Source organism: Chromatium okenii (genome assembly GCF_016583745.1).
GTDB classification, from domain to species: domain Bacteria; phylum Pseudomonadota; class Gammaproteobacteria; order Chromatiales; family Chromatiaceae; genus Chromatium; species Chromatium okenii.
This window is the reverse complement of record NZ_NRRQ01000003.1, coordinates 65,010-89,048: the sequence shown is the minus strand read 5'-3', so window position 1 is coordinate 89,048 and position 24,039 is coordinate 65,010. Positions and strand designations below refer to the sequence as shown.

22 protein-coding genes are annotated in these 24,039 nt (G+C 53.5%); 10 read left to right on the top strand and 12 right to left on the bottom strand.

The genetic code is table 11. The features are described from left to right. Positions 1-449: 449 nt before the first annotated feature. From CKO12_RS01950 to CKO12_RS01940, 3 genes are read right to left on the bottom strand one after another with little or no spacing between them, the layout of a single operon-like run. Positions 450-1,499: a GNAT family N-acetyltransferase gene (locus tag CKO12_RS01950; RefSeq protein WP_200153047.1), complete on the bottom strand. Its 1,050-nt coding sequence runs from the start codon at positions 1,497-1,499 to the stop codon at positions 450-452. Positions 1,500-1,523: 24 nt separating this feature from the next. Then, positions 1,524-2,744, bottom strand: a complete 1,221-nt coding sequence (locus tag CKO12_RS01945) for an aminotransferase class I/II-fold pyridoxal phosphate-dependent enzyme (RefSeq protein WP_200153046.1) — start codon at positions 2,742-2,744, stop codon at positions 1,524-1,526. Between the two features lie 10 nt (positions 2,745-2,754). Further along, entirely contained in the window at positions 2,755-3,369 is a 615-nt protein-coding gene (locus tag CKO12_RS01940; RefSeq protein ID WP_242466155.1) for a biliverdin-producing heme oxygenase, read from the bottom strand. 46 nt (positions 3,370-3,415) lie between these two features. On the opposite strand from CKO12_RS01940, the gene CKO12_RS01935 reads away from it, so the two are divergent. The 8 genes from CKO12_RS01935 (at position 3,416) to coaE (ending at position 13,580) form a co-directional block, all read left to right on the top strand. Then, the gene (locus CKO12_RS01935) at positions 3,416-5,275 is read left to right on the top strand and encodes a putative nucleotidyltransferase substrate binding domain-containing protein (RefSeq protein WP_200153044.1); all 1,860 of its coding nucleotides are present in this window, start codon (positions 3,416-3,418) and stop codon (positions 5,273-5,275) included. After that, entirely contained in the window at positions 5,275-5,952 is a 678-nt protein-coding gene (locus tag CKO12_RS01930) for an exonuclease domain-containing protein (protein ID WP_200153043.1), read from the top strand. The genes CKO12_RS01935 and CKO12_RS01930 overlap by 1 nt, the downstream gene beginning before the upstream one ends. Positions 5,953-6,089: 137 nt before the next feature. Beyond that, entirely contained in the window at positions 6,090-8,036 is a 1,947-nt protein-coding gene (gene acs, locus CKO12_RS01925; protein WP_200153042.1) for an acetate--CoA ligase, read from the top strand. A 90-nt stretch (positions 8,037-8,126) separates the two neighbouring features. Further along, entirely contained in the window at positions 8,127-8,960 is an 834-nt protein-coding gene (locus CKO12_RS01920) for a LabA-like NYN domain-containing protein (RefSeq protein WP_200153041.1), read from the top strand. A gap of 122 nt (positions 8,961-9,082) precedes the next feature. After that, on the top strand, positions 9,083-10,798 hold the full coding sequence (gene pilB, locus CKO12_RS01915) for a type IV-A pilus assembly ATPase PilB (protein ID WP_200153040.1): 1,716 nt from the start codon (positions 9,083-9,085) through the stop codon (positions 10,796-10,798). 17 nt (positions 10,799-10,815) lie between these two features. Then, on the top strand, positions 10,816-12,063 hold the full coding sequence (locus CKO12_RS01910; protein ID WP_200153039.1) for a type II secretion system F family protein: 1,248 nt from the start codon (positions 10,816-10,818) through the stop codon (positions 12,061-12,063). Between the two features lie 5 nt (positions 12,064-12,068). Next, positions 12,069-12,980 carry an A24 family peptidase gene (locus CKO12_RS01905; RefSeq protein WP_200153038.1) on the top strand — a complete coding sequence of 304 codons (912 nt, stop codon included), beginning with the start codon at positions 12,069-12,071 and terminating at the stop codon, positions 12,978-12,980. A 3-nt stretch (positions 12,981-12,983) separates the two neighbouring features. Continuing rightward, positions 12,984-13,580: a dephospho-CoA kinase gene (gene coaE, locus CKO12_RS01900; protein ID WP_200153037.1), complete on the top strand. Its 597-nt coding sequence runs from the start codon at positions 12,984-12,986 to the stop codon at positions 13,578-13,580. Between the two features lie 7 nt (positions 13,581-13,587). Here the strand turns inward: coaE and CKO12_RS01895 are convergent, their stop codons facing one another. The 7 genes from CKO12_RS01895 to CKO12_RS01865 all read right to left on the bottom strand — a co-directional run bounded on the left by CKO12_RS01895 (position 13,588) and on the right by CKO12_RS01865 (position 18,965). Next, a complete protein-coding gene (locus CKO12_RS01895; RefSeq protein ID WP_200153036.1) occupies positions 13,588-14,244 on the bottom strand; it encodes a sulfotransferase family 2 domain-containing protein in 657 nt (218 codons plus the stop codon). A gap of 31 nt (positions 14,245-14,275) precedes the next feature. Continuing rightward, positions 14,276-14,986, bottom strand: a complete 711-nt coding sequence (locus CKO12_RS01890) for a DUF484 family protein (RefSeq protein ID WP_200153035.1) — start codon at positions 14,984-14,986, stop codon at positions 14,276-14,278. Beyond that, positions 14,983-15,831, bottom strand: a complete 849-nt coding sequence (gene dapF, locus CKO12_RS01885; RefSeq protein ID WP_200153034.1) for a diaminopimelate epimerase — start codon at positions 15,829-15,831, stop codon at positions 14,983-14,985. Before dapF ends, CKO12_RS01890 begins: the two co-directional genes overlap by 4 nt. Next, on the bottom strand, positions 15,828-16,499 hold the full coding sequence (locus CKO12_RS01880) for a methyltransferase (RefSeq protein ID WP_200153033.1): 672 nt from the start codon (positions 16,497-16,499) through the stop codon (positions 15,828-15,830). Before CKO12_RS01880 ends, dapF begins: the two co-directional genes overlap by 4 nt. Further along, entirely contained in the window at positions 16,496-17,743 is a 1,248-nt protein-coding gene (gene lysA / locus CKO12_RS01875; protein ID WP_200153032.1) for a diaminopimelate decarboxylase, read from the bottom strand. Before lysA ends, CKO12_RS01880 begins: the two co-directional genes overlap by 4 nt. Positions 17,744-17,860: 117 nt before the next feature. After that, complete coding sequence (gene lptM, locus CKO12_RS01870) at positions 17,861-18,016, bottom strand: LPS translocon maturation chaperone LptM (protein WP_200153031.1); 156 nt, start codon at positions 18,014-18,016, stop codon at positions 17,861-17,863. Between the two features lie 73 nt (positions 18,017-18,089). Next, the gene (locus tag CKO12_RS01865) at positions 18,090-18,965 is read right to left on the bottom strand and encodes an META domain-containing protein (protein WP_200153030.1); all 876 of its coding nucleotides are present in this window, start codon (positions 18,963-18,965) and stop codon (positions 18,090-18,092) included. 180 nt (positions 18,966-19,145) lie between these two features. Here CKO12_RS01865 and CKO12_RS01860 point away from each other — a divergent pair, with 180 nt between their 5' ends. Further along, positions 19,146-20,285 (top strand): DegT/DnrJ/EryC1/StrS family aminotransferase, encoded by a 1,140-nt coding sequence (locus tag CKO12_RS01860; RefSeq protein ID WP_200153029.1) that lies wholly within the window; start codon positions 19,146-19,148, stop codon positions 20,283-20,285. A gap of 93 nt (positions 20,286-20,378) precedes the next feature. Here CKO12_RS01860 and gorA read toward each other — a convergent pair whose 3' ends face one another. Together gorA and CKO12_RS01850 are read right to left on the bottom strand one after the other, a co-directional pair. Then, the gene (gene gorA, locus CKO12_RS01855; protein WP_200153028.1) at positions 20,379-21,755 is read right to left on the bottom strand and encodes a glutathione-disulfide reductase; all 1,377 of its coding nucleotides are present in this window, start codon (positions 21,753-21,755) and stop codon (positions 20,379-20,381) included. 96 nt (positions 21,756-21,851) lie between these two features. Then, positions 21,852-22,586 (bottom strand): glutathione peroxidase, encoded by a 735-nt coding sequence (locus CKO12_RS01850; protein WP_200153027.1) that lies wholly within the window; start codon positions 22,584-22,586, stop codon positions 21,852-21,854. Between the two features lie 249 nt (positions 22,587-22,835). On the opposite strand from CKO12_RS01850, the gene lapB reads away from it, so the two are divergent. Next, on the top strand, positions 22,836-24,035 hold the full coding sequence (gene lapB, locus CKO12_RS01845; RefSeq protein ID WP_200153026.1) for a lipopolysaccharide assembly protein LapB: 1,200 nt from the start codon (positions 22,836-22,838) through the stop codon (positions 24,033-24,035). The last annotated feature ends 4 nt before the right edge of the window (positions 24,036-24,039 follow it).

The window sequence follows — 24,039 nt, the reverse complement described above, 5'->3', positions numbered from 1 at the left end:
GTGCAAAAAGCTCGCGTGATGCAGTTTTATATTTAAGCGGCAACACACACTGAACGTGATGTTGAGTGTCATCAGAATAAGTGACGTAAATTCTGATTTGGTCATCTGCATCTAAAGCCATGTCAGCCAACAGCACAAACCAATCAAAGCCAAGATCAAAACTGTTCTGTTCCGAGCGGGCAAGTAGTAGCTGTGCTTGATTTGGTAAATCAGCAAGTGAGTGACTAAAAATGCTGCTGAATTGTGCAAACAATCAGATTTACCTTATTTTTTTATGTATTAGGTTTCTTGCTTGATACGCTTTTTTCAGTAAAGGGTGACGAAATACTCAAGGAAGCATTGATTAAATAGCATGTAGCGGGACTAACCAGAGTACGGTCGCTTACTAAATAAATCGGTGTTTCCTCAGTCTAAATTGATCATATGTAACACCCATTTTTCAGCAAGTATCATCGTTCAGTAGCTTCAAACAGTAACTTATTTTTAACATCTTTATACCTATCATGTAATTTAGCTAACCATGCCCAACGGTACACGTTGATATGATACGTTGTGCGAATCTCATCAGACCACTTCGTATGCCAATCCATTACCGAACCATAAAACTCAATAGATTCTATAAGTGGATTTGAAAATATCTGCTCAAACGACTCCTGACGTAATAATGCAGCAGGTGAGGATGTGGTTTCATTTTCGTCATAGGTTGTTTTAAGCCAGTTGATAACACCATAACCGGTAATACATAAATCACAAGCAACAACGCGATCACCATAAAAATAGCGATAAACAACTGCATCTCCTGTTTCTGCATAATTTTTTAACAATTCCGTATAAAAAGCACCCTGTTGATTGTGTGCAGAAATTGCAGTACCAGACACACTTTTCCAGCCAACGCTTTCTAAGCGACCATAATCATTAATAGTCTCAACAATGAGTTCAGGTTGTTGACAGACATCTAAACGTAACACAATACCTTCGCGTTCTAACCGGTTCCGCTGCCGTTTCAAATTGTGGCGCAAATTTTTACCGCGAGCCGCCCAATACTCTGTAAAACAAGCTGTCGTACAAATTCGAGCTGTGTGAATATAATCTAATGTTCGTAAACAGGAAGTGTGCGCTGGTCTTGGAACAAAATTTGGATCTTGCTGCGTTATCCCTAATAAACCAACAGTCCAAGGAAGCGCAGCCATTAGTGATTGAGCGACAGTTTCTTGATTCAAGGTTGGTGTAACCAACCATAAACCAAGTGGCGCTTGCGCAGGCTGAAAAGTTGACCACACTGTGCCCCACACATTCGGTTCAAGTAATGTCATCACAACAATTGCTTGATCCTGTCGACCTATCGCTAGTTTAACTTTTGACGTTCCAAAGTGGCGAATGAGCAACGTAACAAACCGTGATTCAAGTAACGCCGATCCGTAGTAGGATTTGTTAAGTGCGTCCCATTCTTGGCGATACGCTTCAAAATTTTGTATCGGAAGCAATGTCCATTCTAACATTCTATTATTCCAGTTTAAGTGTCACTAAATGTCGCTATTTGCATCTAAAGCAAGGATCAAACGCGCAATGATCCATTTCACTTCAACCTTACTTAAACTCTGGTGACATGGAAACTGCAAAACGTGTTCAGCATAATCCAAGCTAACCTGACAAGTGTTGCCAGTGACCGCATCATCAAGAAATTCACCAAAACGAATAATAGGAACACCTTGTTTTTTAAGTTGCACAAAAACAGGTAGGCAATTATTCACATACAGCGGGAACACTTGTGGAACACTTTCAGGTGTCCTGATGGGATAAAGCGGACGACAGTCGCTGCGATTCTGTAACGCAGCCAAAAACTGATCATAATGCGCTTGGCGCATTTGCACGAGATCGTTAATTCGAGTCTGCTGCATGAAAAACTGACTCACCCGCGAGGCTTGGCAACCCAGCCAAGCTGGAGACATTGCATATTCAGGAGGAGGGTTTTGATTGGTTTTATTTGCTGAAATAACCTTGTTGGTGCTCGGAGATTTGAGTTTGAACACCAGCAGCTTTAACCAAGCAATCATTTTTAATAACTTACCAAAATAAGCGAGACGCCCGTATTGGTGCGCAAGCTCTAAACCATTGATCAATGTTTTCACTTCTACCGCAAAAGAAGGCTGTTTTAGACCATCGGTTTTAAGTTCATGGTGCGCAGATGCAAGTATCCCGCCGTGAACGCTGGGATAAAATTTCATCGTGCTGGCAATTGCATAATCACCTAAATGACCAACGCCAATTCCTTCTTTCTGCCCAAAGCAGGTATGAGCACAATCTTCTAACATGATCAAATGATATTGGTCTGCAAGATGGCGAATTGCTTGAAAGTTTTGTGGAAATCCAAAATAATGTACAACAATAATTGCTTTAACGTTTTGATCAATCCGCTTTGAAAGTTCTGTCACAGTCACAGATAAATCAGCATTGAGCGGATAATACACTGGCTCAACACCGGATAACCGTAACGGTTCTATCATCGCCAGACAATGATATGCCGGTACTAAAATGCGATCTCCAGCACCAATGTTCGCGCATTGTAACGCCAGAAAAATCGCGTAGCGTCCGCTGTAAAGATGAACGCGATGAGTACAGGTTAACACTCCTGCTGGTATCGTATTTGATGCGGTTCGATTTAATTTTAATGACGATAATACCGGAAGCGCAGGTAAACTGGGTTTAGGAAATTGCGCAGCATCATAACGGGCGGTTGTGGTCACTGTTTTAACCTCACTCACACTGCGCCAATTGCTGATATAAATCAGCAAACGTTGCCAATGCGCCGTTAATCACCGCGTTGGGTTCTAAATAGCCTTCGCCGCATAAATCATCCAGAGCGCCAGCAAATTGTTTCCACACTGCGGAAGTGTGTTCGCCATGAAAATCTAAAAACCGTGCTCCGCCTAATTCAGCGCCCAATACTTTTTGCAAATGACGTGCAATAATGCGTCCGCCCAGTGTCGCGCCTTCTAAAACGTAAAAACTGCCAACCAAATGATTCACATCTTGCATTGCTGGAGCTAATAAAACATGTTTGCGCAGTTCAGCACTTGCATTCTGTTCCTCGGTATTCAGTGCCGCTTGTTCATTCAAGTCAGCCAGCAATGCTGGTAATTTTGGGCGCACTCCAAGTCGTGTCTGTATATCAGCAGCAACGGTCGTATACAACGCTGCTTCCAATGGCGTATACAATTCACGCAACACCAATAGATAATAATAATAGTCAAGGCGCGTTACTGTCGCCGACATGATGCGGCACATGATGGGTAATTGCTCAATTGATTCATGCGCCGCCGCAGTAGCATGGCGCAGCGCAACAATTAAGTTTTTCTCAAGTGATTGCAATGTTAAACTGCTCCTTAATCTGTCATTACTTGGGGTTAGCCAATCAATGGACATTGAACTGATCGAAATTCAGGATTTTTTAGCCAATCACCCGCCGTTCGATCAACTCCCCCCCGCGGCGCTTGCCCGCTTGCCCAAGCAATTGACGGTGCGCTATTTCCGCCGCGGTTCGCCGTTTCCACCACCTGATGCTGCCGCGCCAGCACTCTACATTTTGCGCAAGGGCGCAGTCGAACTGCATGATGCACAAGGCGAATTGCTCGGCAAGTTGGCGGAAGGCGATCTCTACGCTCACGCTTGCCGCGATGCCGCACCCGCCGCACCCGGCGTGACGGCAGAGGATACGCTGGTTTATACGCTGCCGTGTAGCGATCTGGCGCAATTGTGCCGCGATCATCCCGCTTGTGCCGCCTATTTTGAACCCTCAGCCGCGCATCGGCTGCGCCGGGCGCTGGATGTCATGGTCGCCGCACCTGCCACCGGCACCGGGCTGATGACGGTGCCGGTGCGCGACATGATTCGCCGCGATCCCATCACCGCCCCGCCGGAACTCAGTATCCGCGCTGCGGCGCAAATCATGTCGGCGCAGCATGTCTCGTCATTGCTCATCATGGACGGCGAGCAGTTGGTGGGGATGGTGACTGACCGCGATCTGCGCAGTCGCTGCATCGCCGCCGAGTTGCCCACGTCGCAGCCGGTGAGCGCGATTATGACGCGAACGCTGCAAACCGTTGATATGGATACGCTGGGATTTCAAGCCCTGATGACCATGACGCGCTTAAACGTACACCATTTGCCGGTGCTGGATGGCGGGCGCGTCGCTGGGCTGCTGTCGTCTACCGATTTAACGCGCTTTCAAAGCACCAATTCCGTCTATCTCGTCGGTGACATTCACCGCGCCAGCTCGGTGACGGCGCTGGCGCAGATTAGCGCCAAGTTGGCGGAATTGCAGGTGCATTTAATCAGCGGCGGCGCGACTGCCAATGCCGTCGGGCAAGCGATCAGCGCCATTACTGATGCGTTGACTTTGCGCCTGTTGGAATTGGCGGAATTGGCGCTCGGCGCAGCGCCGGTGCCGTATGCGTGGCTGGTCGGCGGTTCACAAGCGCGGCGCGAGCAGTCCTCGCATTCCGATCAAGATAACGCGCTGCTAGTGGCAGACGAGATGCAGCCAGAAGATGATGTTTATTTTGCGGCGCTGGCGAAATTCGTGAATGACGGGCTGAATGCCTGCGGCTTCGTCTATTGCCCCGGCGAGGTGATGGCTTCGACGGCGAAATGGCGGCAGCCGCTGCGGGTGTGGCAGCGTTATTTTATGAATTGGATTCGTCAGCCCGATCCGCTGGCGCTGATGTTGTCGAGCGTCTTTTTTGATTTACGCCCGCTGCACGATCCCGCCAATTTGTACGCCGGTTTGCAGGATAAGCTGCTGGAACAATCGCGTTCTAATCAATTGTTCCTCGCGTATCTCACCGCCAACGCGCTGAAAAATCGCCCGCCGTTGGGTTTTTTCCGCAATATCGTTTTGATTCAGGGCGGCGATCACGATCACACCTTTGACATCAAACATCGCGGCATCGTTCCGATTATTGATTTAGCGCGAGTCTCGGCGCTCGCCGCCGGCATTCCTGAAATCAACACCAGCGAGCGGCTCAAAGCAGCAGCGGAGTGTGGCGCGTTGAGTCGTGATGGCGCAGCCAATCTCGGCGACGCGCTAGAATTCATTGGCACTTTGCGCATCCGCCATCAAGCCCAACAGCTCCGCGCCGGGCAGAAGGCGGATAATTTTGTGTCACCAGATGCGTTGTCGCCGCTGGAACGCGGGCATTTGAAGGAGGCGTTTGTGTTGATTAACGCGATGCAGGAGGCGTTGGGGCAACGCTATCAAGCGGGGAAATTTAGCTGATGCCAGTATTCTGCGACTGGCAACGGCGATGGTGGCGGCGGCGCGTTGCACCCGGGGCGCTGCGCGAGTATTTGGAGCAGCCGCTGGTGTCGCCGCGCAGCGATTATCGAACGGTCGATTATGTGGCGTTGGATTTGGAAACCACCGGCTTAGACCCGCGCCGTGATCTGATTTTGAGTGTCGGTTATGTGATGCTACACGCCATGCAAATTGAGTTGGCGACGGCGCGACATCGCGTGGTGCGGATTGATCGCTCGATTCCCGAAGCCAGCGCGGTGATTCATCACATCACTGACGATCAAGCGGCGCGGGGCGGCGAGCTGGGCGATGTGTTGAGCGAATTGTTGCCGGTGCTGGCGGGCAAGGTGTTGATTGCGCATCACGCCAGCATTGAGCAGCGGTTTTTAAGCACGGCGTGTCGCCAATTGTGGGGCTGCGGTTTGCCGCTGCGGATTGTGGACACGCAGGCGCTGGCGCTGCGGACGTTTGAACGGCGGCAAATTCCGTTCAAAGTGTCGGATTTACGTCTCCACGCGCTCGGTCATCATTACAATCTGCCGCGCTACGCTGCCCACAATGCGCTGAGTGATGCGTTGGCTGCGGCCGAATTGTTTTTAGCGCAGGCTGCGCATCGGGCGGACGGACGGGCGCTGCGGTTGGCAGAATTTTTATGTTGAATAAATAAAGTTGTCAGTTTGCAGTTGTCAGTAAAAAACAGCGTTGTTACCGTCAATTGACAACTTTTTTTTAGCGGCGCGAGATTGAATGAATTGCGCTTTTTTTTAGTCACTACCACCACGAGGAAAATAAACAGATGTCAGAAGAAAAACTGTATGCCGTACCCGCTGCGATTGCCGCAAAAGCGCACGTTAATGCCGAGCAATATGCGGAAATGTATCAACGTTCAATTGACGATCCGGCGGGTTTTTGGGCGGAGCAAGCTAATCAATTTGTGAGCTGGTCGCAGCCGTGGACGAACGTGCTGGATTACAGCTTCAAAGCGGATGATTTGCACATCAACTGGTTTGAAGGCGGCAAGCTCAACGTCAGCTACAACTGCTTGGATCGCCATCTCGCCACTCGCGGCGATCAGGTCGCCATCATCTGGGAAGGCGACAATCCAGAAGTGGATCGCAAAATCACTTACCGCGAACTTCATGCCGAAGTGTGCAAACTCGCCAACGTGTTCAAAGCGCGGGGCGTCGGCAAAGGTGATCGCGTCTGCATTTATTTGCCGATGATCCCTGAAGCGGCAGTGGCGATGTTGGCCTGTACCCGCATCGGCGCGGTGCATTCGATTGTCTTTGGTGGCTTTTCGCCGGATTCGCTGCGCGACCGCGTGTTGGATTCCGCGTGCAAATTGGTCATCACATCAGATGAGAGCGTGCGCGGCGGACGTCATATCCCGTTGAAAAAGAACGCCGATACCGCGCTGGCGGAATGCCCCAGCGTGGACACCGTCGTCGTGGTACGGCGCACTGGTGGCGCAGTGGCGTGGACGGAAGGGCGCGATATTTGGTACGACGAGGAAATCGCGGCAGCGGCTGCCGAGTGCGAGCCAGAAGAAATGGATGCCGAAGACCCGCTGTTTATTTTGTACACCTCCGGCTCCACTGGAAAACCGAAGGGCGTCCAGCACACCACCGGCGGTTATCTGGTCTATGCGGCGATGACGCATAAATATACCTTTGATTATCAAGAAGGTGAGGTCTATTGGTGTACCGCTGACGTGGGCTGGGTCACGGGTCACACCTACATCGTGTATGGCCCGCTGGCGAACGGCGCGACCTCGCTGATGTTTGAAGGCATCCCGAATTACCCCGATATGTCGCGCTTCTGGCAAGTGATTGATAAACATCAGGTCAATATCTTTTACACCGCCCCGACTGCGATTCGCTCGCTGATGCGGGCGGGTGAAGAGCCAGTGAAAAAGACCTCGCGCCAATCGCTGCGCGTGCTCGGCTCGGTTGGCGAACCGATCAATCCCGAAGCGTGGGAGTGGTATTTCCACATCGTCGGCGACAGTCGCTGCCCGATCATGGACACCTGGTGGCAAACCGAAACTGGCGGCCATCTCATCACGCCGCTGCCCGGTGCCACGCCGCTCAAGCCCGGCTCGGCAACCCGTCCGTTCTTTGGCGTGCTGCCGGCGTTGGTCGATCCGGCCGAAGGGACGGTGATTGAAGGTGCTGGCGAAGGTGCGCTGGCGTTATCGCGTCCTTGGCCCGGCATGATGCGGACGCTGTACGGCGATCACGCCCGTTTTGCCGACACCTATTTCCGCCAATATCCCGGCTATTACTTCACCGGCGACGGCGCACGGCGCGATAACGACGGGTATTACTGGATCACCGGGCGCATTGATGACGTGCTCAACGTGTCTGGGCATCGCCTCGGCACGGCAGAAATTGAATCGGCGCTGGTCTTGCATCCGCAGGTTGCCGAAGCCGCAGTGGTTGGCTATCCGCATGATTTGAAAGGACAAGGCATTTATGCCTACGTCACCTTGATGGCGGACATCGAACCGACTGACGCGCTGAAAAAGGAATTGGTGACGCTGGTGCGCACTGAAATTGGCCCGATTGCGATTGTCGATATTATTCAATGGGCACCGGGTTTGCCGAAGACGCGCTCCGGTAAAATTATGCGGCGGATTTTGCGCAAAATTGCCGCCAATGAAATTGATTCACTCGGTGATATTTCTACGCTGGCAGACCCAGCAGTGGTCACTGATTTGATTGAAAACCGCGCGAATCAATAACCGCGCAAGATGCTGCCGTCATCTTTATTACGGCGGCAGCGTCTTGATGATTCTTTGTTACAAATTGAATGAACGATTGGAGTTGCTATTTTGAGTGCAAATGTTCGGGTTGGTGTCTTTGTTGATGCTGAAAATGTCCGTTATAACGGCGGCTATCAAATGCGTTATGACGTGCTGCGGCGTTTTGCTGCCCGCGAAGGCGGTACTTTACAACGATTAAATACTTACATGGCTTTTGATGCCGAACGCGCTAAAGAAGATATTGAATATCGCAAGAAAGCGCAGACGTATCAACAGATGGTGCGTGATTTTGGGTGGAAGATTACCGTTAAATTAGTGCGGCGCTATACCGATGAGATGGGTAATGTCACCACCAAAGCCAATGCGGATTTAGATATGGCAGTTGATGCCATGTTACAGGCCAATAAACTGGATCAAGTGTTATTGGTGACTGGCGACGGTGATTTTTTACAGGTCGTTGAGGCATTGCAAAATACCGGCTGCCGCGTGGAATTGATTGGATTTAAGAACGTGTCGCGCCAGCTTCAGCAAGAAGTTGATGCCTATTATTCAGGATTTGTGATTCCTGATTTATTGCCGATCAACTATGAACCGCGCAATGAATGGGGTAAAGCTGGCTCCTGTGTGCGCGGCGTGTGTACCAAATGGTTTGCTGATAAAGGCTACGGCTTTTTGCGCATCATGGATCATATTTCACCCAATTTGTGGATTACTGATCCGCGTGATGCGTTGTCGCCTTATGCCAGCGTGTTTTGTCATATCAACGAGTTAGCAGAAGATGTGAATGAAGATATGCTTGCCAATCGGGAAACCGTGTTGGAGTTTTATATTAACGAAAGTGATCAAAAAGATAACGGTTTAGTTGCCAGCAATGTGCGGCTGGCATTCACGATGAATCGCTAGTTTTCCCCGCGCCCCCTTGCCGCAAGGGGGCACAACCCCGGCGCTGCAACAGCACTTGGTGGCTTAAAACCCTATTGAAATACAGGGTGGGAATTTCCTAACCGCGCAAGCAAAGGCATCCCATGTCAACTGAAGCACCCACATTAAAACCTTCTGGATTGGCGCAGCGGCTGGTCAACGATCATTTGCTTTCTGACGCGCAAATGAGGACTGCATATAACGACGCCCAGCAACAAGGTCGTCCCTTTGTCCGCTATTTAATTGATGAAAAGTTATTAGATAGTCGCCGTATTGCAATTGCGGCATCGCACGAATTTGGCGTGCCGTTGCTTGATCTCAGTGCGATGGATTTAGCGACATTGCCACTCAATTTGGTGGATGAACGCTTAATTCGTAAGCATCGCGCTTTGCCATTATTACGGCGCGGCAATCGCTTATTTTTGGCGTTGTCCGACCCCACCAACGATCAAGCTCTGGAAGAAATCCGCTTTAATACTGGCTTGGCAACTGATGCGATTTTGGTTGAAGAAGATCGGCTGAGTAAAGCGATTGAAACGGCAATTGCAGCGCAAGATACTGCCAACGTGGGTGAAGTGGCAGACTCGGATTTAGAAAAGCTCGATTTATCACCCGAAGAAGAAGACAAAAATGATGATTCGGATGTCAATGTTGATGATGCACCGATTGTGCGCTATATCAATAAAATTCTCGTGGATGCGATTACTGGCGGTGCATCAGATATTCACTTTGAACCCTTTGAAAAGTTTTTTCGGATTCGCTTTCGTCAAGATGGTATTTTGCGTGAAGTTGCCAATCCGCCATTAAATACGGCGGGACGTTTAACCGCTCGTCTCAAAGTCATGTCGCGGATGAATATCGCCGAACGGCGGGTGCCGCAGGATGGGCGTATTCGTTTGAAATTAAGTCGCTCGCGGGATATTGATTTTCGTGTCAATACGTTACCGACGGTCTATGGCGAAAAAGTGGTGCTGCGGATTTTAGATTCTTCTTCCGCACAGGTTGGTATTGAGGCGCTCGGTTTTGAAGCAGAACAGCGCGAGGATTTTCTCAAGGCAATTAAAAAACCTTACGGCATGATTTTAGTTACTGGTCCAACCGGTTCGGGTAAAACTGTGTCGTTGTATACCGCGCTCAACCTGCTCAATAAACCCGAAATTAACATTTCAACCGTAGAAGACCCGGTAGAAATTCAAGTGCCGGGTATCAATCAGGTGAATCTAAATCCTAAATCAGGATTAACTTTTGCCTCCGCATTACGCGCCTTTTTACGTCAAGACCCGGATGTATTGATGGTTGGTGAGATTCGGGATTTAGAAACTGCTGAAATTGCGGTGAAAGCGGCGCAAACCGGTCACTTGGTACTCTCCACGCTGCACACTAATGACGCGCCGCAAACGCTAACTCGTTTGGCAAATATGGGCATTGCGCCGTTCAATATCGCTTCTTCAGTGTTGCTGATTATGGCACAGCGATTGGCGCGGCGATTGTGCGTGCATTGCCGCAAGCCGGTTGATATTCCCCGCGAGGCATTATTACGCGAAGGATTTACATCCGAAGATTTAGATGCGGGCGTGACGATTTATGCGCCGGTGGGCTGCGAAATGTGTAATAAAGGGTATAAAGGGCGGGTGGGTATTTTTCAGGTGATGAAAATTTCCGAAGCCATTACGCGCCTTATTCTGGAAGGCGGCGATGCAGTGCAACTTGCTGATCAAGCGCGGCGCGAAGGTGTTTCTGATTTACGGCAATCCGGTTTGCGTAAAGTGAAAGCGGGTTTAATTGGTTTAGAAGAACTCAATCGCGTGACCAAAGAATAATTCACGGAGTATTCACGATGGCATTAGCACTGACTAAAAATAAACCCAAGGTTGAAGCCGATAAGGCGCGGGTTTTTTTGTGGGAAGGTTTAGATAAACGCGGCACCAAAGTGAAGGGCGAATCACGGGCGGCGAATATCAATGTCGTGCGGGCAGAATTGCGGCGGCAGGGTGTGAATCCAACCAAGGTGAAGATGAAACCCAAGCCGTTATTGGGTGAGCGCAAAAAGGCAATTACCAGTGCCGATTTGTCGATTTTCACGCGCCAATTGGCGACCATGATGGCGGCGGGCGTTCCGTTGGTACAGGCATTTGACATCGTGGGACGTGGGCATGATAACCCGTCAATGCAGGATTTAATTCTGTCGATTAAACAGGATATTGAAAGCGGCACTGCGATGGCGGCAGCGATGGCGAAACATCCGTTATATTTTGATGATTTGGTGTGCAATTTGGTGGCGGCGGGTGAACAGGCAGGTATTTTGGATAATCTGCTGGATAAAATTGCGGTGTATAAAGAGAAAACCGAGTCAATTAAAGGCAAAATTAAAAAAGCGATGTTTTATCCGACCGCCGTGATTGCGGTAGCAGTGATTGTGACGGTGGTCATTTTGTTGTTTGTGATTCCCAAATTTAAGGATTTGTTTGCAAACTTTGGCGCTGATTTACCTGCCTTTACGTTAATGGTGATTCATCTGTCTGAATTATTGCAGGCATGGTGGTGGGCGCTGTTACTTGGGATTGGCAGCTTTGTGTACAGCTTTGGTTATGCCTATAAACGCTCGCGGACGATGCGCGAAACAATTGATCGGCTGTTATTAAAAATTCCAATTATCGGCATGATTTTGAATAAGGCGGCGTTGGCGCGATTTGCCCGCACGTTATCAACGATGTTTGCGGCAGGCGTGCCGTTGGTGGAGGCGCTGCTGTCGGTGTCGGGCGCGACCGGCAACATCGTGTATCAGGACGCGGTGCTGAAAATGCGCGAGGAAGTCGCCACCGGCCAGTCGTTGCAACTGTCGATGCGCCAGCGCGATCTGTTTCCGCACATGGTGATTCAAATGACGGCGATTGGTGAGGAGTCGGGCGCGTTGGATGCGATGCTGGGGAAAGTCGCTGATTTTTATGAAGAACAGGTTGATAACGCGGTGGACAGTTTGAGCAGTCTGCTGGAGCCGATGATTATGGTGGTGATCGGTGGTTTGGTCGGCAGTTTGGTGGTGGCGATGTATTTGCCGATCTTCAAAATGGCGTCGGTGGTGTAAGCGCGATGGCTGATTTCATTGAGATTCTTGCGCAACAGACGGAAGTGCTGGCGCTGATCGCGGTGGTGGTGGGCGTGAGCGTGGGCAGCTTTCTCAACGTGGTCATCATGCGCTTGCCTAAGATGATGCAAGCGACTTGGCAGCGCGATTGCGTTGAATTACTGCGAGAAACCGCGCCAGCGCACCCGGGCGGCGCACCCGATGAATCGCTTGTGAGCAAGGATTCCAGCCTCTCTCTGTCCGCGCCGCCGTCCACTTGCCCTCACTGCGGGCATCGCATCCGTGCGTATGAAAATATCCCAATTCTCAGTTACTTACTGCTGGGCGGGCGCTGTTCAAACTGCAAAGCCCTGATCGGTCTGCGCTATCCGCTGGTTGAGGGTTTGACGGCGCTGTTGACGCTGGCGGTGGCGTTGCAGTTCGGGATGAGTTGGCAATTGCCAGCGGCACTGCTGCTGACGTGGGCGTTAATCGCGCTGGCGCTGATTGATTACGACCATCAATTGTTGCCCGACAGCATCACGCTGCCGCTGCTGTGGCTGGGTTTGCTGCTGAGTTTGTTTGATATTTTCACCGATAGCCACGCGGCGCTCATCGGCGCAATCGCGGGTTATCTCAGCCTGTGGACGGTATTTCAACTGTTTCGGCTGTTGACGGGCAAGGAAGGGATGGGATATGGCGATTTCAAATTGCTGGCGATGTTTGGCGCGTGGCTGGGCTGGCAACTGCTGCCGCAAATCGTGCTGATGGCGACCGTTGCTGGCGCGAGCTACGGCGTGTTGTTGCTCATCACTGGTCAGCAACAGCGGGCGCAGCCATTGCCTTTTGGGCCATTTTTAGCGATTGCCGGTTGGATCAGTTTGCTGTGGGGCGACGCGATCAATGCCGCTTATTTGCAAGTCAGCGGGCTGAGTTGAGCGATGTATAGCGTGGCGCTCACCGGCGGCATCGGCAGCGGCAAATCCACCGTCGCTGCTGAGTTTGCGACGCTCGGCGCAGGCGTGATTGATACCGATCTGCTGGCGCGGGAATTGACCGCCGTCGGACAGCCGCTGCTCACCCAGATCGCTGCCGCTTGTGGCGCTGACGTGTTATTGGCGGACGGATCGTTAGATCGGGCGGCGCTGCGTGAGCGGGTCTTTCAACAGCCCCGCGCCCGCGCTCGTTTAGAGGCGATTTTGCATCCGGCGATTCTGGAGTTGATGTTGGCACGGCGGGCGGCGTTGACGACGCCGTATGCGCTGTTGGTGATTCCGCTGTTGTTTGAAACCGGACAACAGACGGTGGCAAACCGAGTGCTGGTGGTCGATGTGGCGGAGGCGGTGCAGATTGAGCGGGTGCAACAGCGCAGCGGTCTGGCACCAGATGAGATTCAGCGCATCATCGCCAGCCAAATTCCGCGCCATGAGCGCTGCGCTCGCGCTGACGATCTTTTAGAGAATAGCGGCGCGGTGACGGCGCTGTTGCCGCAGATTGCGCAATTACACGCCGAGTATTTACGTTTGGCGCAAAGTTAAAACTGCGTTATTCAAACCGATAGTTTAGTAACTCAATATCCCGCGCAAAATGCTGCGCCACCAATTCCGCAGTCGCATCCGTATAATAACCGCGATAATCTTGCTGACGATCCCGCGCTTGACGGGCATGAGGTAACACTGGCGGTTGAATCCCAATTCGCTGGCAAATGGTGTTGAAATCCTCATGCAACTGTTCATAACGTCCAATAAAATCGACAACGATATTGCCGCGCAAGTCGATTAAATAATCTGATTGCAGCGTGATAGACGTGTCCAAATGATATTGATATGGGCGCACCGGATCAAGTTTGTAGCGCAAAAAATCACTAAATTGCTCGTGACCAATCAATAAATGCGGGCGTTCACGGCGCAAATGATGAAAAGAGCTGACCTGTAAATCCCACGGATTGCGCACGATAGTAAACTTGAATAACGCCTCAAAAAAATCTTTGGGCAATAATTCTTGTGCTGCAATCACTTTCGCGTGACGTGGTAATTTACTTGCCAAGCGATGTCCGCTGAAATGACTCAAACGACTGCATAAAAACATCGGGTAATACCAAGGATCACGCCAGCGCAATCCTTCCAAAGCGGCGCGAATACTGGTGCCGCCAGTTTTCGCAATATGTACGAATAAAAATTGATGTTTTAATGACAACAGCATGATCGGCGCTCACCGCGAAAAGGTTAATGATTTAAGCATCATCACATAACACTGGCGGCAAGACCCGGAGTTTTTGACTGACGATCTCACCCAGTCGATCTAATAAATCAGTCGCCATATCAGGATGAAACCGTTCGGGATCAATACTGCCAATTGCTAACACCCCAAACGCAGCATCAGTGTGAATTGGGATCAAGGCAGCGGTGCGAATGTTGGCATTACGCGCACCGAATAATAACGTGCCCTGCGCTTCTGGTAATGCGCCACAAAACGCATGTTCTTTTTTAATAAACGCATGAAACAAGGTGTGACCAGCATTTGCTTTTGTATCATCAGCGGGCGCATCTTCAGCAAGCACGAGCGGAAAAAGTTTTAAGACCACTGCATCGGCATGAAACTCACGCGATAAACATTCATTCATCACGCGACACAATTCTACCGGATCGTTAGTGCCAATCACTTTGAGTGAAAAACCATGTAAACGATTGACCAACGCATCGTATTCCCGCGCCCGCGCAATCACATGATCGAGCAAAGCGCGTTCGGTTTCTAATTCTTTGCGCAGCACCCGCACCTGTCTTTCAATTAAAGAAGCCGCACCTCGAACTAAATGCGGCACCTGTAACGCGATTAACGTTTCTGGATAGCGTTCAAAAAAATTGGGATTTTTTAATAAATACGCAATCACTTTGTTGTGAAAATTCGGGTCTTCCGGTGGCGCAGGTTCAGCGTGTTGATTCATAACAACCTCGGTATTTCAATCTCTCCGTGAAACACGGTGGCAGCCGGCCCGGTCATCCACACCGGTTGCGAGCCGCCGTTCCATGCAATGAGCAGCTCGCCGCCCGGCAGCGTGACCCGCACCTGCGGTTCCAACAGGTGACGCAGCCTGCCGCTGACCACTGCCGCACACGCGCCGGTGCCGCAGGCGAGCGTTTCTCCCGCGCCGCGCTCGTAGACCCGCAGCCGAATCTGTTGCGGCGATACCACTTGCATAAAACCAACATTGACGCGCTGCGGAAAACGCGGATGCACCTCCACCAGCGGGCCGAGCTGCGCGACGGCGGCGGTGCTCACGTCGTCCACTTGCAGCACTGCGTGCGGATTGCCCATCGACACTGCGCCAATCAGCAGCGTTTCCGCGTCCAGCGCCAGCGGATACAACGGCTGCGGCTGATCATCCTCGGCGAGAAACGGAATCTGCGCAGGCGTCAGCACCGGCGTTCCCATGTTGACGCGCACCAGCCCATCTGGTTGCAGCAGCAGCGTGATCACACCAGCGGCAGTGCCGACCGTGATTTCCGTTTGCTCGGTCAATCCCTGCTCGTGAACAAACCGCGCAAAACATCGCGCTCCATTGCCGCACTGTTCGACCTCGGAACCGTCGGCATTAAAAATGCGGTAGTGAAATGCGGTGTGCGGCAAGCGCGGCGGCTCCACCAGCAACACTTGATCGCAGCCGATCCCAAACCGGCGCTCCGCGAGGTGGCGAATCGTTGCCGCATCCAGCGTCACCTGCTGGCGCACCGCGTCAATCACGATGAAATCGTTGCCCAAGCCGTGCATTTTAGTGAAGCGCAGTGTCATGCCGGTAATCGTCCAATCACTGCCAAGTGCCGATTGCTCACCACCTCAACCTCCAACGTCGTCAAGCCCGCCTCCGCCACTTGCGCCACCACTTCTTGCGGTTCAAAAGCCGCAAACAGTGAATTGCGAAAATCATGCCGCAACACCTCTGGCATCTCGCTGCCGTAGGTTTCCACCAGCGCCTCCACCCAACCGGCTGATGCCGGGCGCATCAAATCCATCACCACCACTAACGCGCCGGGTTTACCAACGCTGCGAATGGTCTGCCACAGCACCTGCGGCTCCGGCAGATGATGCAGCAGGCTGTTGGACAAAATCAGGTCGTAATGCGCAGCCGGCAAGGTCGGCGTCGGCAGCCGCTCGCACAGCAACCGACAACGCGGTGCCACGCCCGCCAACCGCTGTAACTTCTCCTGCGCCAGCGCCAGCATCGCCGCTGCGCCATCAAGCGCATCGCAGGTCGCCAGCGGATAAGTGGTCAGGAATTGGATGCTGATGTCCGCCGGGCCGCAGCCCAAATCCAGCGCCCGTGCGCCGTGCAAAGTGCCCGGCTGCGCCGCAGCTAACAGTTTGAGAAATAAATCATTTGGCTCAGAAAAATCGGCCTGCGCATACGCCAACGCTTGCGCGGCATCCTCCATCAATTCCGGTTCTAAACGACGCTTCACGGCAACAGCGACTCCCCAGCAAACAAACTGGCGACGGTCTCGCGCTCCCGCACGAGTTGCGCGTGTGCTCCGTCCACCATCACCTCCGCTGCTCGCGGACGACTGTTGTAATTGGAACTCATCGTGAAGCCGTACGCGCCGCTGCCGCGCACCGCCACTAAATCACCTTCCTCCAGCGCCAGCAGCCGTTCTTTACCAAGAAAATCAGCGGTTTCGCACACCGGCCCAACCACGTCATACCGCAGCTCCGGCGCAGTGCTGGCGCTCACCACCGGCACGATGTCTTGTTGGGCGTGATACAGCGCCGGGCGCAGCAGGTCATTCATCGCCGCATCGACCACCGCGAAATGGCGCGTCGGCGTGTGTTTGAGCAATTCCACTCGCGTCAGCAAGATGCCAGCGTTACCGGCGATGGCGCGTCCCGGCTCGACGATGATCTCAACCGGGCGCTCGCCGAGCAGATAATTCAGCGCCGCAGCGTAGGCGGCTGGCTCGGGCGGCAGCTCGTCGCGGTAACGAATGCCCAACCCGCCGCCCAGATCAAGATGATCAATGGCAATTCCCGCTGCGGCCAGCCGGTCGGTGAGCGCCAACACGCGGGTGAGCGCGTCGATAAACGGCGCTAAATCAGTGAGTTGTGAACCGATGTGGCAGTCGATGCCGGTGATGCGCAGGTGCGGCAGCTCCGCTGCTTGTTGATACACGGCCTCGGCGCGGGCGATGTCGATGCCGAATTTATTGTCTTTCAAGCCGGTGGCAATGTACGGGTGCGTTTTGGCGTCCACGTCGGGATTGACGCGCAGCGCGACTGGCGCGATGACGCCGCACTCACCGGCGAGCTGGTTGAGGCGCAGCAGTTCGGGTTCCGATTCGACGTTGAAACAGCGGATGCCGATTTCGAGCGCCCGCCGCAGTTCATCGCTGCGTTTGCCGACGCCGGAAAAGAGGATTTTATCTGGTGAGCCGCCGGCAGCGAGGACGCGCTCGAGTTCGCCGCCGGAGACGATGTCAAAACCGGAGCCGAGTCGCGCCAGCACGTTGAGGACGGCGAGATTGGCGTTGGCTTTGACGGCGAAACAAATCAGGTGCCGCCGGTCGCGGAAGGCGCGATCAAACGCTCGCCAGTGGCGTTCGAGCGTGGCGCGAGAATAGACATAACAGGGCGTGCCAAAGCGGTCGGCGATGGCGGTGAGGGGAACGTCTTCGGCGTAAAGGATGCCGGCGCGGGCGATGAAATGATCCATGCGGGAAATCGCTATTTGATGAATTGAGTGGGGAGGGGCGTTTGAAAAAAGTTGTCAGTTTTCAGTTGTCGGTTGTCAGTAAAAAACAGCGTTGTCGCTGACAATTGACAACTTTTTTTAACTGCGTGAAGGCTGCGGGACATCAGCGCCGGGTGGCGGCGGTACACGATCTGGCAAGGTGAGGGAGCCTTTTTGGCCGCAGGCGTTCAGGATGCTGATGACGCCGAGCGCGATGATGACCGTGATCAGCAAGGTGTGTGCCCAACAACGCATGATGTCGCCTCGTGTCAATTAGGTTTGGGCAAAGAGTATGCCGCTTTGCGCTGCCGCGACGGGTCGCAGGTGGTCAGATTGCTGGCGTTAATGGCGCAAGTGCTGGCGTGGGCGGCACGGCAGCACGAAATCGGGCGGCGACCTTGCCATCAGCGGTGCGCAGCGTCAGTTGCTGCCCCTCAACTTGGTAGCTGGCGACGCTGGCGAGCGCAGCGGCGTAGGCGGCAGCTTGGGCGGTGAGGGCTTTTAGCGCGACATCTTTGACGCTGCTACAGGTCGGACGTTTGGTGGCGAGCGGGCCGAGTTGCAACTGCTGATCGCTGACGGTGTAACCGCTCATGTATTGGTTGCAGCCGTTGCTGCCGGTCAAGGTGCCAGATGGGTGAAATTCGAGGTCGATTGTGGTGCGTTCCAGCAATAACACCGGTCCTTGTTTGGGATGGTGATAAAACTCCAGCAGCCACGTTTGCCCCAGCAGTGGCGAAGCGGGTTGCAGAGCTTGCAAGCGCAGCCGCAATTGTCCGGCATCATCAAGGAATTCCAACTGGGTGCCGACCTGATGCGCTCGCGTGACAGCGGCTAAATCGGCGGTGATGGCGGTGTGTTGTTGCAGCAACGACGCGGCGCAGGCAGCGGGCGTGGTGGGACGCGTGCCGACGGTCAAGCCGGTAGCAGTCACGACGTAGGTGCCCGCCAGCGGATAGCAGCCGCCAGTGCTGGCAAATTGCCCGGCGCTGAATTGAAATTGTGTGGGCGTGGTCGGATCGGCGGCGAGAAAGCCAGTCGCGGTTTGATAGCCGACCAATTGCCAGCTTTGCCCTTCAAAGGTAGCGGCGAGCGCCATTGCTGGCGCGGAGTCAGCGGCATCGCTTGACGGCGCGGCGGTCATCAACAGCGCCAGCAGGGCGGCGGCAGCGGAGCGCGGCAGAACTGTGGAAAATGGTTGCATGAAAAACACCTGAATACGGTGGTCGTGAGGCGGGTTATCTTAACGCAGGCAACACGCTCAGATCGCAGTTTGATGATTTTGAGTTGTCGGTGAGCGATGACGACGCCATTGATTACTGACAATTGACAACTTTTTACAACTGGCAATTTTTTTAACCACCTCACTTTAGGTGAAATTTTAATGCAGTTTATCGACTTAAAAACGCAATATCAGTTACTCGCTCCCGCGATTCAAGCGCGTCTTGAAGCGGTGTTCCAACACGGTCAGTTCATTATGGGGCCGGAAGTGATTGCATTGGAAACGCAATTGGCGAGTTTTATCGGCGTGCGTCATTGTATTGGCATGTCCAGCGGCACCGATGCGCTATTAGCGGCATTGCTGGCGCTGGAAATTGGACGCGGCGATGAAGTGATTACTACGCCATTCACGTTTATTGCCACTGCCGAGGTGATTGCGTTAATTGGAGCGCGACCGATATTTGTCGATATTGATCCGGTCACTTATAACCTTGATCCGGCGCAGATAGCAGATGCAATTACTGGTCGCACGCGAGCAATTATGCCGGTGGCGCTATACGGGCAATGCGCCGATATGGAAACAATTAACGCCATTGCTGCGCAACATCATTTAGCGGTCATTGAAGACGCGGCGCAAAGTTTGGGCGCGAGCCGTTATGGACGGCGGTCGGGTGGCTTGGCGCAAATTGGCTGCACCTCGTTTTTTCCGTCCAAACCGCTGGGCGGCTACGGCGATGGCGGCGCGTGTTTCACCGATGATGATCAGCTCGCCGAGCGGCTGCGCGAGGTGCGCAATCACGGGCAAGAACGCCGTTATTACCATCCGCGTTTGGGCATCAATGGGCGTTTGGATACGCTGCAAGCGGCGATTTTATTGGAAAAGCTGGCGCTATTTCCGGCAGAAATTGCGGCGCGAGCGCGAATTGGTGCCCGCTATACGTCGCTGCTGCAACAACGCGGGGCGGCATCAACGGCAGATGGAATAAATGCGCCGGTATTAACGCCAGCACTTGCAACGGGCAATACGTCGGTGTATGCGCAATACACTATTCAGGTTGACAATCGGGATGCAGTGGCGGCGCAATTACAGCAACAAGGAATTCCCACCGCAGTGCATTATCCCTTGCCATTAAATGAGCAGCCGGTTTTCCAAATTGGTATGGGCGATGACAATACGCCAATCAGTGCGGCAATTGCGCAGCGCGTCTTGAGTTTACCGCTGCATCCGTATTTATCAGAAGACGATCAAGATCAAATCGTAGCGGCAGTTGCGGCAGCGACGGGATTAAAATCATCTCGTTGACGATTGAAGCAGTGAATGCTTTTTTTTGAAACTGACAACTCAAAAACTGCTGCGTTTTGATCTTCTCAACGCAGCAGATGCAGAATTAAATCGTTAATGCGTGTCACCCGGTCTGCGTACCGGCGTTTTTAAGGTCACTAATTCCTCGGCGCTGCACGGATGAATTGCCACCGTCGCATCTAAATCCGCTTTCGTTGCGCCCATTTTCACTGCAACTGCAAAGCCTTGCAGCATTTCATCGACGCCATCGCCAATTAAATGAATCCCCACCACGCGCTCTTCCGCGCCAGCGCACACTAATTTCATCGCCGTCGTCGCCCCGTGCGCATTGAGCGCATAACGCATCGGCGTAAAACTGGTCTCATAAATCGTCAACGTGTCGCCAAAACGCTGCCGCGCCTCCGGTTCCGTCAATCCGACCTTGCCCAGCGGCGGATGTGTGAACACCACCGTCGGAATGTTGTCGTAATCGAGTTTGCGTTCCGGCTGATTGTTAAATAGGCGCTCGGCGAGACGCCGTCCCGCCGCCACCGCCACCGGCGTCAACGGCTCGCGTCCGGTCACATCGCCGAGCGCGTAAATGCCGGCAACGTTGGTGTTCTGGTAGGCATCAGTCGGGATCATGCCGTTAGCTTGCACGGTCACGCCCGCCGCCGCGAGGTTGAGATCGCGGGTGTTCGGCGTGCGCCCCACCGCCCAGATAATCTGGTCAAAACCGCCCAAACGCTCGCCATTTTGCGCGACCAGCGCCAGCCCGGCAGCATCGCGCTCCAGCGCCGCCACCGGAAATTCCAACCGAATATCAATGCCATGCGCCGTCATGTTGTCGCGCAGCGTGGCGCTAATCAGCGGATCAAACAGCCACAGCAGCCGATCTTCCAGCGCGACCACCGTCACCTCGGTGCCGAAGGCGCGTAACACGCCCGCCAGCTCAACGCCGATATAACCACCGCCGACGATGGCGACGCGCTGTGGCTGCGTCTCCAGTTGAAAAAATCCATCTGAATCAATGCCCAATTCCGCGCCGGGCATTCGCGGCACAATCGGTCGCCCGCCGGTCGCAATCACCAGATGATCGGCGCTGTAGTGCTGGTCGCCAACGGCGATGGTGTGGGCATCGACGAATTGAGCGCGACCAGTAATGCGCGTGATATTTTGAGAGCTGACGTAGCCGTCCCAATACTGATTGATATCAGCGACATAGCGATTGCGCCCGGCGACCAGCGTTGCCCAATCAAGACCGTCGCTGTGGGCGCGAATGCCGAATTCGGGCGCGGCAGCGATGGCGGCGGCGTGATTGGCGGCGTACCACATCACTTTTTTAGGTACGCAACCGGCATTGACGCAGGTGCCGCCGAGTTTGCTGGGTTCGACAATGGCGACGCGCTGCCCGAATTGCGCCGCTTTTTCGGCGACCGCTAAACCGCCGCTGCCGCCACCAATCGCAATTAAATCAAAATGCTGTGTCATTCATTTGCTCCTGACAAAAAAAGGGGGCGCAATGCCCCAATCTTCTCAAACCCCCCTTTTTCAAAGGGGGGCGGTGCTGTATTTTTTAATCAGGGATTAACGAGCGGCAAGCCATTCATCTAATTTGTCAGAGCCACCAATCAATTGGCCGTCAATGAAAATCTGCGGCACCGAAGTCGCACCAGCAACAGCGCGTAAAGTTAAATCGGTATAATCACGATTGAGCAGCAGTTCTTCATAGGCGATGCCCGCAGTTTTTAAGGCGGTTTTCGCTTTTGCACAGAATGGGCAGCCGGGGCGAGTGAATACGGTCACGCTCAATGGCTTGGGCGCATTCGGTGCCAGATAATCTAACATCGTATCGGCATCGGAGACGCCGTAGGGATCGCCGTCTACTTCTGGCTCAATAAACATCTTGGCAATCACGCCATCGCGCACCAGCATGGAATAGCGCCATGAACGTTTACCAAATCCAATCGCGTCTTTTTCAACCAACATGCCCATGCCGTCGCTGAATTCGCCATTGCCATCAGGAATGAAGGTTAAATCATCAGCGTGTTGCGCCACTTTCCATTCATTCATCACGAAGGTGTCATTAACCGCCATGCAGATGATGTCATCAACGCCGTGCTGTTTGAATACGGGCAGCAATTGGTTATAACGCGGCACATGCGATGAAGAGCAGGTGGGCGTAAATGCGCCGGGTAATGAAAAAACGATCACCGTTTTACCGGCAAACAATTGCGCGGTGGTGACATCAACCCATTCGTGTTCATTGCGGGTGTGAAAAATAACTTCGGGAACGCGACTGCCGGTACGGTCTTGCAACATTATCAATACTCCAAAATCAACGGTGAATAAAAAGTGACGGTAAAAAGTGTGGTTGTGCGGCTGGCTAAGGCGCTGCCGTCAACGTGGGATGAACGATAATCTCACCACGCGCAGATGAAAAATGGGTTATCAAAATCGGCGCAATTGGTTCCAGCGATGATCGCGGTGCGGGTGGCGCACGGGCGCGATAATTGGCCTGAGTCTGTATGATTCAGTTCATCTGTGCTGGTGAAAAGGGATGGCGCTGACATGCTGGAAACGCTCTTTTTGTTATTGCCCGTGGCGGCTGCTTCCGGCTGGTGGCTGTCACGGCGCGAGCTGCGGGCGACTTTTGAGCGCGTCGGTCCGGCACATCCCGATTTTTTGCGCGGTTTGAATTATTTGCTGGAAGAACAGCCCGATAAGGCGATTGATCTGTTTCTGAAACTCACCGAGGTCGATCAGGACACGGTGGAAACGCATCTGGCGCTGGGCAATTTATTTCGACGGCGCGGCGAGGTGGATCGCGCCATTCGCATTCATCAAAACCTTGTGGCGCGGACGCATCTGAGCACCGAATTACGCGGTTATGCGCTGTTTGAACTGGGGCAAGATTACATGTGCGCCGGGTTGCTGGATCGCGCCGAGGTGCTGTTTCAGGAATTGGTTGACTGTGGTTTGCAGCGGCAGCGGGCGTTGCTGGCGCTGCGCGATCTGTATCAATGCGAGCGCGATTGGCGGCGCTGTCTCGCAGTCGCCGAGCAGATCAAGCCGGTTCAAGAGCCGCCGTTGGCGGTGGAGATTGCGCACTATCACTGCGAGCTGGCGGAAGAGGCGCAACGCAACGCTGATCCGGTCACAGCGCGGCGGGAATTGGCGCTGGCGCTGCGGGTTGATCCAAATTGTGTGCGGGCGGCGATGTTGGAAGGACGCGCTGCGCTGGCGGATGGTCAGCCGCAACGCGCCGTCACGGTGTTATTGCGGGTGGCGGAGCGCGGCGCGACCTATGTGGCGGAAATTCTGCCGGAATTGATTGAGGCGTTGCAGCACTTGGAGCGCGATGATGTGTTGCCGCTGCTGGAGGCGCTGGCGCAGCGTCATCCCAGCCCGCCGCTGCTGCGTAGCTTGGCGGAGGTGGTCGCAGCGGCGCGAGGTGAAACGGCGGCGCTGGATGTGATGACGGCTTATCTCACGCATCATGCTGATTTATCGGTATTGGAGCGGATGCTGGCGCTGCAAATCGCGCAAGAAGGAATTGCTGCGCCGCTGCGCCAGCGGTTGCAGGTGACGCTGGCGGTGACGCGCACGATATTGGCGCGGCAGCCGGTGTATCAATGTGAACATTGCGGTTTTCAAGCGCGGACGCTGCATTGGCAATGCCCCAGTTGTAAACGCTGGGGAACGGTGGTGCCGGTGCAGCCCGAACCGACCAACGCTGAATCGCTATCTCCTGTTATTTCATCTGAGTGAATGT

Excerpts from the sequence above, each read along its gene's own strand:
- lysA (WP_200153032.1), bottom strand. The coding sequence starts at position 17,743 with ATGGATCATTTCATCGCCCGCGCCGGCATCCTTTACGCCGAAGACGTT.
- CKO12_RS01905 (WP_200153038.1), top strand. The coding sequence starts at position 12,069 with ATGGCTGATTTCATTGAGATTCTTGCGCAACAGACGGAAGTGCTGGCG.
- coaE (WP_200153037.1), top strand. The coding sequence starts at position 12,984 with ATGTATAGCGTGGCGCTCACCGGCGGCATCGGCAGCGGCAAATCCACC.
- CKO12_RS01910 (WP_200153039.1), top strand. The coding sequence starts at position 10,816 with ATGGCATTAGCACTGACTAAAAATAAACCCAAGGTTGAAGCCGATAAG.
- gorA (WP_200153028.1), bottom strand. The coding sequence starts at position 21,755 with ATGACACAGCATTTTGATTTAATTGCGATTGGTGGCGGCAGCGGCGGT.
- acs (WP_200153042.1), top strand. The coding sequence starts at position 6,090 with ATGTCAGAAGAAAAACTGTATGCCGTACCCGCTGCGATTGCCGCAAAA.
- CKO12_RS01890 (WP_200153035.1), bottom strand. The coding sequence starts at position 14,986 with ATGAATCAACACGCTGAACCTGCGCCACCGGAAGACCCGAATTTTCAC.
- CKO12_RS01930 (WP_200153043.1), top strand. The coding sequence starts at position 5,275 with ATGCCAGTATTCTGCGACTGGCAACGGCGATGGTGGCGGCGGCGCGTT.
- dapF (WP_200153034.1), bottom strand. The coding sequence starts at position 15,831 with ATGACACTGCGCTTCACTAAAATGCACGGCTTGGGCAACGATTTCATC.
- CKO12_RS01935 (WP_200153044.1), top strand. The coding sequence starts at position 3,416 with ATGGACATTGAACTGATCGAAATTCAGGATTTTTTAGCCAATCACCCG.
- lapB (WP_200153026.1), top strand. The coding sequence starts at position 22,836 with ATGCTGGAAACGCTCTTTTTGTTATTGCCCGTGGCGGCTGCTTCCGGC.
- CKO12_RS01860 (WP_200153029.1), top strand. The coding sequence starts at position 19,146 with ATGCAGTTTATCGACTTAAAAACGCAATATCAGTTACTCGCTCCCGCG.
- CKO12_RS01865 (WP_200153030.1), bottom strand. The coding sequence starts at position 18,965 with ATGCAACCATTTTCCACAGTTCTGCCGCGCTCCGCTGCCGCCGCCCTG.
- pilB (WP_200153040.1), top strand. The coding sequence starts at position 9,083 with ATGTCAACTGAAGCACCCACATTAAAACCTTCTGGATTGGCGCAGCGG.
- lptM (WP_200153031.1), bottom strand. The coding sequence starts at position 18,016 with ATGCGTTGTTGGGCACACACCTTGCTGATCACGGTCATCATCGCGCTC.
- CKO12_RS01895 (WP_200153036.1), bottom strand. The coding sequence starts at position 14,244 with ATGCTGTTGTCATTAAAACATCAATTTTTATTCGTACATATTGCGAAA.
- CKO12_RS01850 (WP_200153027.1), bottom strand. The coding sequence starts at position 22,586 with ATGTTGCAAGACCGTACCGGCAGTCGCGTTCCCGAAGTTATTTTTCAC.
- CKO12_RS01950 (WP_200153047.1), bottom strand. The coding sequence starts at position 1,499 with ATGTTAGAATGGACATTGCTTCCGATACAAAATTTTGAAGCGTATCGC.